The 12,243-nt window shown below is 67.4% G+C and carries 9 protein-coding genes; 8 read left to right on the top strand and 1 reads right to left on the bottom strand.

Translation table 11 applies throughout. The features are described from left to right. The first annotated feature begins 28 nt into the window (after positions 1 to 28). The 8 genes from FR742_RS18915 (at position 29) to FR742_RS18950 (ending at position 11,373) form a co-directional block, all read left to right on the top strand. Positions 29 to 5,785: a LamG-like jellyroll fold domain-containing protein gene (locus tag FR742_RS18915; RefSeq protein ID WP_148032169.1), complete on the top strand. Its 5,757-nt coding sequence runs from the start codon at positions 29 to 31 to the stop codon at positions 5,783 to 5,785. Positions 5,786 to 5,857: 72 nt separating this feature from the next. Then, a complete protein-coding gene (locus FR742_RS18920) occupies positions 5,858 to 6,460 on the top strand; it encodes a hypothetical protein (RefSeq protein ID WP_148032170.1) in 603 nt (200 codons plus the stop codon). 71 nt (positions 6,461 to 6,531) lie between these two features. Next, a complete protein-coding gene (locus FR742_RS18925) occupies positions 6,532 to 6,990 on the top strand; it encodes a TetR/AcrR family transcriptional regulator (RefSeq protein WP_148032171.1) in 459 nt (152 codons plus the stop codon). Beyond that, on the top strand, positions 6,974 to 8,116 hold the full coding sequence (locus FR742_RS18930) for a S9 family peptidase (protein ID WP_148032172.1): 1,143 nt from the start codon (positions 6,974 to 6,976) through the stop codon (positions 8,114 to 8,116). Before FR742_RS18925 ends, FR742_RS18930 begins: the two co-directional genes overlap by 17 nt. A 73-nt stretch (positions 8,117 to 8,189) precedes the next feature. Next, entirely contained in the window at positions 8,190 to 9,140 is a 951-nt protein-coding gene (locus FR742_RS18935; protein WP_148032173.1) for an alpha/beta hydrolase, read from the top strand. Between the two features lie 149 nt (positions 9,141 to 9,289). Then, the gene (locus FR742_RS18940; protein WP_148032174.1) at positions 9,290 to 9,592 is read left to right on the top strand and encodes a hypothetical protein; all 303 of its coding nucleotides are present in this window, start codon (positions 9,290 to 9,292) and stop codon (positions 9,590 to 9,592) included. 184 nt (positions 9,593 to 9,776) lie between these two features. Further along, positions 9,777 to 10,154 (top strand): hypothetical protein, encoded by a 378-nt coding sequence (locus tag FR742_RS18945; protein ID WP_148032175.1) that lies wholly within the window; start codon positions 9,777 to 9,779, stop codon positions 10,152 to 10,154. 31 nt (positions 10,155 to 10,185) lie between these two features. Then, positions 10,186 to 11,373, top strand: a complete 1,188-nt coding sequence (locus FR742_RS18950; protein ID WP_148032176.1) for a serine hydrolase domain-containing protein — start codon at positions 10,186 to 10,188, stop codon at positions 11,371 to 11,373. On the opposite strand, the gene FR742_RS18955 is transcribed toward FR742_RS18950, so the two are convergent. Further along, positions 11,367 to 12,023 carry a GntR family transcriptional regulator gene (locus FR742_RS18955; protein ID WP_148032177.1) on the bottom strand — a complete coding sequence of 219 codons (657 nt, stop codon included), beginning with the start codon at positions 12,021 to 12,023 and terminating at the stop codon, positions 11,367 to 11,369. The genes FR742_RS18950 and FR742_RS18955 overlap by 7 nt on opposite strands. Positions 12,024 to 12,243 lie beyond the last annotated feature (220 nt).

Consider the following 12,243-nt stretch of genomic DNA (forward strand, 5'->3'; position numbering starts at 1 on the left):
AGTCACCGTTCTCGCTCTTTCCCTCTCCATGATCAGCGATCCAGCGATTGCCCAGGACCCCACGCCATCCCGCACTGCCGCATCTTCGCCGCTACTCACCCCCACCGGCATAGCATTGGCGCAGGCCAAGAAGGACAACCGGCGTATCGAGATCAAGTCACTGCGCTCGGAGAACGCCACCTACTACGCCAACCCCGACGGCAAGACCTTGCGAATGGAACAGCACCTGCAACCCATCCGGGTCAAGAACGCCAAAGGCGACGGTTTCACACCTGTCGACACCACACTGGTCGAAGTTGACGGTGTCATCAAGCCGAAGGCCGTCAAGGGCGAGTTGACTCTGTCGGCCGGTGACGACGCTTTCGTGCTGAAGAGCAAGGGCAGCAAGGGCTCGGCCACCATCGGTAGCCCTGGCAAACTCCCCAAGCCCACCATCGACGGCAGCACCGCGACCTACCCCTCGCTCTACGGCAAGGGGATCGACCTGGTCGTCACCGCCACGGCGACAGGCTTCAAGCAGGAGATCGTCCTGCGGGAGCGGGTCACCGGCCCGGTCAGCTTCCGCATCCCCACGAGGGTGCCCAAGAACATGGCCCTCGACAAGGACACCGCGGGCAAACCGGCGCTGCTTTCTCAGGGCAAGAAGATCGCCGATCTGCCTCCGGCGCTGCTTCTCGACTCGGCCGCGACCGACCTCGACAGCGACATCGACGCGGGCAAGGTGGGCCGGGCCACCGTCACCCTGGACCCGAGCGCCTCGGCGCTGGTCTATACGCCCGACCCGGCCTACCTCGCCGACCCTGCGGTCGCCTACCCGGTCACGCTGGCCGCGTTCGACGACGACTGGTGGGAGCCCGAGCTGGGCAACGACACTTTCGTCAACAACGCCGACTACCCCAACGGCTACGCCAACAGCGGCCTGGACCGGATCCTGGTCGGCAAGTCCAATGACGGCGCCGTCCGCTGGCGCAGCTACATCCGCTTCGACGAGTTCCCGGCCGATCATCCCATCCGGGGAGCAACGGTCCAGAACGCCGACCTGGTTCTCTGGAACCACCTGTCCAGCGACTGCGGCGAGTTCGTCGGATCCGGCATCACCGCCTACCAGGTGACGGAACGCTGGGACGTCTCCACCTTGACGTGGGCATCCCAGCCGCGCATCACCACCACCGGAGCAGACACCGAATACGCCGGCTACGCCGGTGAGAACTGCTCCGGCGCCATGAACTACCCATGGGACCTCATCCACTCCGTCGACGACATCGTCCAGGCATGGGCGGACGGCGAGCCTAACTACGGCTTCCAACTCACCGCCGGCAACGAGTCGGACCTCCGAAACTGGCGACGCTACCGGACCAACGAAGCGGGTGGCTGCACCACGGCCCCGCGGCAGGACTGCCTGGGCACACTCCACCCACCCTTCCTCACCGTGGACTTCGAGCCGCCTCCGCCGCCCGTCGTCGATGGCTTCACCTTCATGTCGCCCGACCCCATCACGAGCCTTCCAACATGGGAGGAAGCCCGCGCCAGATCGATATATGAGCCGACAGGCAGCGAGCAAACGAGCATCAGCAATGAGTTCGCCGGTCGGATCGCGGGACAGCGAGACGGCGAAGCCTTCGAAGTCAGGGCGGACGAGCTCGATCTCCCCACCGAGGGCAGTGACGGCGATGACGGCAGGGGTGAAGACACCCGCGCGCCGCAGGTGATCGCAGTCGAACCTGCGGATGGCGAGGTCGACGTCCCCCTTGACGCGAAACTGAAGGTCACCTTCTCCGAACCGGTCGACGAGGCAGCCGTGGTGCTCAAGGATGCCAGCGGTGCCGAAGTCACGGCGACAATGGCATACGACAGCACCAACACGACGGCGACCGTCACGCCGACGCAGACGCTGAAGCTGGAGACTACATATACCGCAGTGGTCTCGGGCGCGATCGATTCAGAGGAAAACGCCATGGATTCTTATTCGTGGTCGTTCACCACCGGCGGTCCAGACACGACGGCGCCTACCGTGACGGCGGCGAACCCCACTCCCGGAGCGACGGATGTTCCGGTCACCACCCCGGTCACCGTGACGTTCAGCGAAGCGGTCACCGACGCTCAGCTCACGCTGAAGAACCCCGCCGATACGGAGGTCGCCGGAACGACGACCCTGGATACCACTCAGCGGGTGCTCACGTTCACCCCCGCCCAGCCACTGGCCGCAACCACCGCATACACCGGCGAGGTGTCAGAGGCCAAGGACGCCGCAGGCAACGCCATGGCCGGGCCGTACACCTGGTCATTCACCACCGGCACGAAACCACCATCCGGACTCGTGGCCGCCTACGGCATGGACGAGGGCGCCGGGACAAGCGTGAGCGACTCCTCCGGCCACAACAACACCGGTACGGCAACCGCCACGTCGTGGCAGAACGGCAAGTACGGTAAAGCGCTGTCGTTCAACGGCACCTCCAGCTGGGTGACGGTCGAGCACGCTACCTCGCTACGCCTGACGACCGGGATGACGCTGTCGGCCTGGGTCAACCCGGCCACAGTCGCCAACTGGAGAAGCGTCGTCGGCAAGGAACTCCAGACCGGCGGCGCCTCCTACCTGCTCTACGCCTCCGACGGCACCGCTCCCACCATCTGGGCGCAAACTGACCCCGACAGCGAGACGATCGCCAACGGAAGGTCGGCATTGCCGGTCAACGCCTGGAGCCACCTGGCGGCGACGTACGACGGCACCAGGCTGCGGTTGTTCGTCAACGGTCAGCAAGCGAACGAGACCGAGCTGAGCGGCGATCTCTTCGACGACGGCAGCCCGTTGCGGATCGGTGGCAACGCCATCTGGGGTGAGTACTTCAGCGGCCTCATCGATGAGGTGCGCATCTACCAGCGCGCCCAGACAGCCGCCGAGATCCAGGCCGACATGAACACCCCCGTCGGCTCCGGCACTCCCAACCCCGACACGACTCCACCGGCGGTCTCCACGGTCACCCCGGCAGCCCAGGCAAGCGACGTTCCGGTCACCACGCCGGTCACCGCGACGTTCAGCGAAGCGGTCACCGACGCTCAGTTCACGCTGAAGGACCCGGTCGGCGCGTCGGTCGCCGGAACGACGGCGATGGACGCCAGCCAGCAAGTGCTCACCTTCACTCCCGCTCAGCCGCTAGCCGACACCACGGCGTACACCGCCGAGGTGTCAGAGGCCAAGGACGCCGCAGGCAACGCCATGGCCGGGCCGTACACCTGGTCATTCACCACCGGCACGAAACCACCGACCGGGCTCGTGGCCGCCTACGGCATGAACGAGGCCACGGGCACGACCGTAGGGGACTCCTCCGGCCACCACAACACCGGAGTCGCCCGGGACACCACTTGGGCCACGGGCAAGCACGGCACCGCACTGTCGTTCAACGGCACCTCCAGCTGGGTGACGGTCGAGCACTCCGCCTCGCTCCGCCTGACGAACAAGCTGACGCTTTCGGCGTGGGTGCGACCCTCCGCGCTGGACGACCTCTGGCGCACCGTGCTCATGAAGGAGCATACCGAGGGCGGCGTCTACGGCCTGTACGCCTCCACCGAGTACACCGCACCGGCAGGCTGGCTGCGGACCACCGCGGAAGGTGGCGGGCTCACGGCCGACGACCCCCTGCCACTGAATCAGTGGAGCCACCTGGCGACCACCTACGACGGCGCCACATTCTCCTTCTACGTCAACGGCACGCTGGTCTCACAAGTGCCCTTGACTGGCGACGTCCTCGACGATGGAGGAGAGCTGCGGATCGGTGGAAACGCCTTCTGGGACGAGTTCTATCGCGGTCTGATCGACGAGGTGCGCGTCTACAATCGCGTCCAGAGCGCGGCCGAGATCCAGACCGACATGAACACTCCCATCGGCGCCGTCCCGGTCGCCCGTGGTGCCGCGTCCAGCCGCACCACTCCGGCTGTAGCGAAACTGGCGATCTCTGACGACAAGGGCACCACTCCGGCGTTCACCGCCTGGGTGACAGACCCGCAGGGCCGTCCGACGACAGCGGAAGTAGAGGTCGCTCCGCAGCCGGCCGAAACATCGAAACCCCGGCTGCCGAAGGCCGGATGGGCCCCTGCCAAGAAGGTGACCTGGTCGGGCACGGTGACCGGGAAGGGCGACTCGCCGCGGCGCACGCTGCAGGTGCCGTCCGGCAAGCTCAAGAAGGGTCAATGGATGCGGTGGCGCGCACGCGCGACAGTCCCCGGGGCATCCGGTCTCTGGTCGGAATGGCAGACGTTCAAGGTCGGCGATGTCCGGTCGGGCGAGCAGCCGCCCCGGTCGGCCAAAGCCTCAGAGGCAGCAGCGGCAACCGGAAACTTCGGGTACAAGCACCCGTCGCTGGAGGACTGCTACGCCACCACCAGAGCGCCCAGGTTCACCGACGCCTACTCGAGGATGCAGGAGCGCCCGCACTCGGCATGCTGGACCTCCTGGATTGGACATGGCGGATGGGAGGAGTACGACGACAACGGCGTCAAGAAGCGCAGGAACAAGACTTCCTGGTGGGTGAGGCTGTTCCCGGGGCCGCTGCAAATCCCGGCTGCGGTGCTGGACAAGGTGACCGACGATGACGTGTTCACCTTCCGGGCGACCTGGGTGGCGCACACCTACATCGGCGACCACACCGGTAACGCCATCTATAAGGGCGGTGCCGGCGATGCCGGCCTGAAGCCACAGCACATCAAGTTCTGGGTGAAGCTGACGGACTTCGGGGTCTGGAATAGAGGAGTCAGGCGTGCGGAGCTGGACGACGATCTGAACGATGTCAAGATCGAATTCGATCTTGACACGCAAGGATGCCAAATCCAGCAGGGGAACCCGACCCAGCTCAAGACGATCGAGAGTTGGCGCGCGACGCCGTATCTCCATTATCTGATCACTACGCCTAAGCCGGCCAACCACGACCGAGAAGTCTGCTCCATAATGCCCGCCCTCACCCAGTACAAAGGACAAAAGGGCCGACTTCCCCTATGGGACCAGGAACTACTCGGCGACGGGGGTAAGCGACTCGGCGTGGTGCGGTGGGGGCAAGGCATTCCCAGCAACAGCCTGTATTCGCCCAGTTATCGCTGCGACTGGAAGCAGCTCGGATTCGGCAAGAACGAGGAAAAGAATACCGGCGGCTGCATCTACATCAGAGCCGATCGGGTCTTCACGATGTCCAAGACCAAGGACAGGAACTTCATCGGTGTGATCGACCACATCGAGAAAGCTCTGAGCAGGAGCACGAACGCTGAAACCAACCCGCCGTTCCGACCGGGAGACACAACGAGCAACCGAGATGTCAAATACCCGCCACACAGGAATAAGACGGGCACCGAACGGCCGAAAACCATCCCCGGAAACTATAAGGCGGCACCGCACACCTCCGAGGGGGATCCGCTATGGAGGGGCGCCGATGGCGCCTACGACGAAAACCGGGCGGTCTTCTCGGGACACGAATTCTGGGTCCACAGAGGATGGCCCGAGGAGTTCCATATGGGGAATAGCTATGGATCGAACTACTGCAAGTACTATAACGAGGACCTCTACGAAGAACATGGCAAGGGAGCCCTCCGGTGTGACGAATACCCCTTCGCCTCCACTCAGGAAGGGGCAGCCAAGGATAAAATCAATTACTCCGTCCAAGCCGTCTTCACAAGTTACAACGCGAGACACGGAGAAGCGCTCCAGGCGTTCTACAGTCAATACCGCCTTCTCACGTACGACCCAGTCAACACAGTCACCAAGGTCAGCGACAGCCCGTTCTGGGTGCAGATCGTAGAGTAGGCTGTGAAGGGTCGGGGTTGCCGAGGCGAAAAGCCCGGCAACCCCGACCCTATGAGATGTGAGGACGCAGAAATGACGCACCCCCAACTCCCCGCAGAAAACCAATGGGATCTGATGATCGCGCACGGGCACGGTCTCCAGAATGGATTTCACGGCCTCTGGGTCGAGAGCGGCAATCCCGAAGAAATGTCCCGGCTGCTCCGCGTGGATCCGGACTCGCGCCTGGAGTGCGATCTCGAAACCGCCACGGAGGTGTACGGACGCATACGGGAGCGGGCCGCTGTGTGGATCGGCCCGCACGCCCCCGGCTGGACGCATGTCCTCGCCTTCGGCCTGCATCCGTACCATCCCGCCATCCGAAATCTCGGAAAGCGACGTGTCTTCGAGATCTTCTGCCGCGAAGAGTTGGGCGAGCTCGAACCCCTGAACCTCTACTACGACGGGGAACAACTTGGAGACATCACCCCGCCGTATGACGAAGGCGGCGACATGGATCTCCCTGAGTACATGCCGCACACGCCTGGACTGGAGCTCGGCGAGACAAGGAACCTCAAGCAGGACATGCATTTCATGGCGTGCATGGTGGGCCGCATCACCGGACGCTTCACCGACCGGGAATGGTGGACGGCGACGCGCACCTTCTACCGCATCCCCGACAGGTCATGGGAAACATGATCCCGGAACACAGGCCCCCGAAGCGTCGCATGAGGTATACGCGTTAAACCTTCGAAGTTTACGTTGTACACATGTCAATGAAGACGGCGGACCGGGTCGCCGAGCCCGCGTGCACCATCCTCGCGGCCGAGGGCGTCGAGGCCGCCACCATGCGGCGGCGGCTGACGCCGTCGGCATCACGGCCATGGCGATCTACAAGCACTACCCCCAACTGTGAGGCGCTCCTGGCCGCCGTGGCCGATCGCGCTCTCCGAACACGGGGCGAGTTGGGGCGGGCGCGGCGGTTCCCTGACGGCTTCAGGGACGGCGCCTCACCGTCGTTCACGAAGATCGTCACCTTGGTCGAGGAGGGCATGCGTGACGGCCTGCTGCGCCCGGACGATCCGCTGGAGGTCGCGATGACGGTGACGGCCACCGCCCAGGGCCTGGTGCAGCTCTATCTCGGCGGCCGTATCGGGCTGGCCGAGGACGAGTTCCGGGCTCTGTGCACGCGTGCGACGAGGAGGGTCCTCGATGGCGTCCGAGCGTAGGCCGCGCCGCTGGAGACGGCAGGCGTGGATCGCGGCCGGTGTTGCCCTGGCGGTCCTGGTCGCCGGGCTGGGTTACGGCGCCTGGTTCGGGAGCGACCAGGCGATCAAGGTGCGGCGCTGGGGGGCGGGAGACGTCATGGTGCTGGCCTCCGGCGACCGTACCGTGACCCTGACCGACACGCCGGCGACGCGCAAGCCCGGCACGTACTGGCTGGAATGGAGCGGCGCCGGCACCATGCTCGGCGAGGTGACGTCACGGGGCGGCGGCAAGGTGACCCGCGCGGTGCTGGACGGCGCGGTCCCGTCCATCGGCACCTCCGGCAGCCTCAACGTGGCCCCTCCCGGGGATCCGGAGGTGGCGTGGGGCCTGGACTACTCCGAGATCACGGTGCCGACCGAGCTCGGTCCGGCGCCCGCCTGGCACGTCCCCGGCGACGGCACCACCTGGTTCGTCGCCGTCCACGGCCAGAACGCCAGGCGCAAGGCCGTCCAGAAGGTGCTTCCCGTCGTGCACCGGCTCGGCATGCCGTTCCTGGCCATCACCTACCGCAACGACGAGGGCGCCCCGGCCTCCCCAGACGGGCTGATCCATCTGGGCGACACGGAGTGGCGGGACCTGGAGGCGGCCGTCCGCACGGCGCGGGGCCTGGGGGCGCGGCGCGTCGTCCTCTACGGCACGTCCATGGGAGGCGTCGTGGCCGGCCAGTTCCTGGCGCGATCGCCGCTGGCGGACCTCGTCTCCGCGGTCATCATGGACGCGCCCCCGTACGATCTGGAGCGCGTGAGCGAGTGGAACGCCGCCCGGTTCGGCATGCCCGCCTTCGCCGGATGGCTCTCCAGCCGGGTGGTGGAATGGCGGATCGGCGTCGACCAGGACGCCCTTCACCTGATCCGTCATCCGCCCGCCGTCAGGCCTCCGCTCCTGCTGATCCACACGGACGACGACACCGAGGTCCCGGTGGGCTCCTCCCGGGAGCTCGCCGCCGCCGGGCCGCGTCTGGGCTGGGACATCCGGTACGAGGAGTTCCCCGGCGGTGACCACACTGAGGCGTGGAACGTCGACCGGCCGAGGTACGACCGGCTCGTCCGCGACTTCCTGACCGCGCACGCCGGGGCCGTTCCCTGACGACGGCCGCCCTCTTGAACTGCGGCCTCCATGCCAGCACGCTGAATCCACCATCGGAACCCTGGAGGCCGTGATGACCCCCCGCGACCTGATAGACCCCGAGAGCCGTGGCCCGCTGGACGCGCTGCTCGACATGCTGCCCGGCGGCTTCAACACCATCCCCGACATCGTCCAGCGCCGGGCCGTCGTCTCAGGCCTGCTGGGCGCCATGGAGGTGCCCGACAACCCGAACGTCGTCAAGGAGGACCGGACCATCCCCGGCCCCGACGGCGAGCCTGACATCGCCGTGCGGATCTACCGCCCGGCCGACGCGGCGGGGCAGCTGCCCGGCGTCTACTACATCCATGGTGGCGGCATGATCCTCGGCGACATCGCCGGAGAGGACGCCACCGCCACGATGATCTGTGACCGGGTCGGCGCCGTCGTGGTCTCCGTCGAGTACCGCCTCGCCCCCGAGCACCCCCATCCCGCCCCGGTCGAGGACTGCTACGCCGGCCTGTCGTGGACCGTGAAGAACGCCGCCGACCTGGGCATCGACCCGGAACGGCTGGCGATCTACGGCGGCAGCGCCGGTGGAGGGCTGGCCATCGGCACGGCGCTGCTGGCACGCGACCGCGGCGGGCCGGCGATCTCCTTCATGATGCCGATCTACCCGATGATCGACGACCGGAACGAGACGCCGTCCAGCCAGGAGATCACCGACGTCGGCCTGTGGGACCGGGCGGGCAACATCGAGGCCTGGGCCTGGTACCTGGGCGGCAAGGACGCCGACCAGTACGCCGCCCCGGCCCGCGCCGAGGACCTGACCGGTCTGCCCCCGGCCTACATCGACGTCGGCACCGTCGACCTGTTCAGGGACGAGGACATCGCCTTCGCGCAGCGCCTCATGCAGGCGGGCGTCCCGACCGAACTGCACGTGAACCCGGGCAGCTACCACGCCTCGGAGAACTTCGCCCCGGACGCCGCGCTCTCCCGGCGCATCTGGGACCAGCGGATCGACGCCCTCCGCAGGGCCCTCGCCTGACGAATCGCCCGCGGCGCCGCCGCCGGTACGGAAGCCGCGCGGCGGCGTCATGCACGGGTGGCCTCCAGATCATGATTCACATGTTGACTTAAAGTAATCAGTCAACTACAAATCGAAGGGTTCCATCTCACCAATCCGAAAGGGACCCCGTGCGCCTCCTCAAGAGCACCTTCCTCGCCTGCACCGCCGCCGGATGCCTCCTCACCCTCGCGACGCCCGCCGTGGCCGCGGTTCCGGCGGGCAACGCGCCCTCGTGCGTCGCCGTCTGGCAGACCAAGGGCATCGTCACCAAGACGGGTTACGCCCGCAACGACTGCCGCTACCGACTACGACTGAAGATCAAGTGGGCGCGCGGCACCGACGGCGACTGCTCCACCGTCGATCCGGGCCGGACCATCTCCTCCAAGGTCGCGCGGGGCCCGCGCAACTTCGACGGCGCGGACATCTGCTGACGACCGCGCGGAAGGGGCCGTCCGTCTCCGAAGGGAGAACGGGCGGCCCCTCGGCATGTGCACGACGGTTGCCAACGTCGTCTCCTAGAGAGACAATGTTTCCGGCGCCTCGAAGGGCGGGGTGCCGGACGTGGTAATACTGGAGATCCGCGAAGGAGGCCGGAAGGGACGAGCTGGTGCGCCCATGACCGAGCGCTACCTCGGTGTCCTCGGCGTCGCCGAGGCCCTGGGAGTGAGCCGGCACGCCGTGCACAAGTGGCGCACGCGTTATCCGGCGGGCTCCGAGCACGCGTTCCCCGAGCCGGACGTCGAAGTCGACGAGACGCCGGGCTGGCGGGCCGATCGGCTGGAGGAGATCCGCCGATGGCGTGCGGGGCTGCCGGGGCGCGGGTCCGGTGGCGGGCGTCCCACCGCCGCACGTCAGGAGTATCTCAAGGCGGCGATGGCCTGCGGCCTGGACCGCGACGAGGCGCGCCGCGCACTGGCCACGTTCGCGGCGGAGTTCCCGGAGATGACCGAGCCTGAGCTGTGCGCCTGGCTCGTCGAGAAATTCCGCCGCTGACCTTCTTCCACGGACTGGAAAGGGATGACGCATGCCCGAAATCAGTGGGCTGACCGCACCGGGGTTCGAAGCGGTACGTGACGCGTTCGCGGCCAACCTGGCCTCCGGGCAGGAGGTCGGCGCGGCGGTCAGCGTGTATCTGCACGGACGCCAGGTCGTCGATCTGTGGGGCGGGATGGCCGACCCCGGGACCGGCCGCCGGTGGGAGCGCGACACCCTGCAGGTCGTCTACTCCACCACCAAGGCGGTCACGGCGACCTGCGCGCTCCTGCTGGCCCAGCGGGGCGAGCTCGACCTCGACGCGCCCGTGGCCCGTTACTGGCCCGAGTTCGCGGCGGGCGGCAAGGAGCGCGTCCCGGTCCGGTGGCTGCTCACCCACCAGGCCGGTCTGCCCGCTCTCGACCAGCCGGTCACCCCGGCCGAGGTGATCGCCTGGGAACCCGTGGTGAAGGCGCTGGCCGCCCAGCGGCCGTACTGGGAGCCGGGCACCGGGCACGGATACCACGCGCTCACGTACGGATGGCTCGTCGGCGAGGTCGTCCGCAGGGTGAGCGGCCGGAGCGTCGGCGCGTTCCTCGCCGAGGAGATCGCCGCGCCGCTCGGCCTGGACCTGTGGATCGGCCTGCCGCCGTCCGAGCACCACCGGGTCAGCCGCATCCTCACCGATCCGGGCGGCTTCGACCCCGCCGCGATCGACCTGGACTCCATCCCGGAGCCCATGCGCGAGGTGATGGCCGCCTACGCCGATCCCGAGTCGCTGACCGTACGCGCGATGACCCTCGTCCAGCCCTCGCTGGACCACAACGACCCGGCGGAGCAGGCCGCCGAGATCCCCGCCACCAACGGCATCTGCACCGCCCGCGCCCTGGCCCGCTTCTACGCCGCCCTCATCGGCGACGTGGACGGGCACCGCGTCCTCGCCCCCGCCACCCTCGCCGCCGCGACCGCGGAACAGGTCGCCGGCGTCGACCGCGTCCTGCGCGTGCCCGTCCGCATCGGCACGGGCTTCGGCCTGCCCACCCCGGACGCGTACTGGTACTCCCCTGCCGCGTTCGGCTTCGGCGGCATGGGCGGCTCGATCGGCTTCGCCGACCCGGAGAGCGGGCTAGCGTTCGGGTACGTGATGAACCGCGTCCGGGAGGGGGTGCCTGACACGCGGGCGTCGAGCCTGCTCGGCGCCGTCAGGCAGGCGATCGCCGCGCCGGCGAAGCGTCAGTGATCCTCGTCGAACAGCATGGCCTCCACCCGCCGGCGGTAGTCACGGTAGATCTGCCGGTAGCGTCCGGCGGCCCCGGAGCGGTCGCCGCGTTCGAGGAGTTCGAGGACCTCGCGGTAGCCGTCCAGCCACACGTTCCACACCTCGCTCTCGGCGGTGAGGGCGAGCACCCGCAGGGTGCGCGTGACGACCAGGTCGACATGGGTCTGTAGCTCGCGGTTGCCGCTCGCCAGGATGACCACCGTGCTGAAGTCGGCTCCCGCGGCGGCGGCGACCGTCGCGTTGCCGTGGCGCAGTCCCTCGGCGAAGTCGTCGAGCTTGCCGCGCAGGGCGGCGAGGTGCTCGTCGGTGAGGTTGTCGACGCCCCACTCGAAACCCGCGCAGGCCAGCACCATCATCACGTCGATGAGCTCGAGCGCGCTCTTCTGGGTCACCTGGGTGACCTGCCGTGTCCGGTTCGGCGAGATGTCGATCAGACCTTCGGCGGCGAGTTGGGTGACCGCCTCCCGTACCGGGGTGATGCTCACGCCGAGCCGGGCCGCGATCTCCGCGTCCTTGATCGCCGCGCCCGGCTTCAACCGTCCGGTGATGATCTCGTCTCGCAGTTGACGCAGGACCGCTTCTTTCCGCGTCAGCGGTACCGCAAAGGACATGGCGGCGCTCTCGCTCGGAGGGATCTGACGCGGCCATCCTACGAGTTCCTGACCAGTCCGGTCCGGCCCCCACCGGCGGGTTGCCCGTCGGGACGGGCTCTCACCTCGCGGATCCGGAGACTGTTGACGGAATGCAGAATGCATTTTACATTCGAGCTACTTCCAGATGACATGCGTGATGTTCAACCCCTGATCACGAAAGTGCAGGGTCCTCCCCGCT

The organism is Nonomuraea sp. C10 (assembly GCF_008017515.1).
Taxonomy (GTDB): domain Bacteria; phylum Actinomycetota; class Actinomycetes; order Streptosporangiales; family Streptosporangiaceae; genus Nonomuraea; species Nonomuraea ferruginea.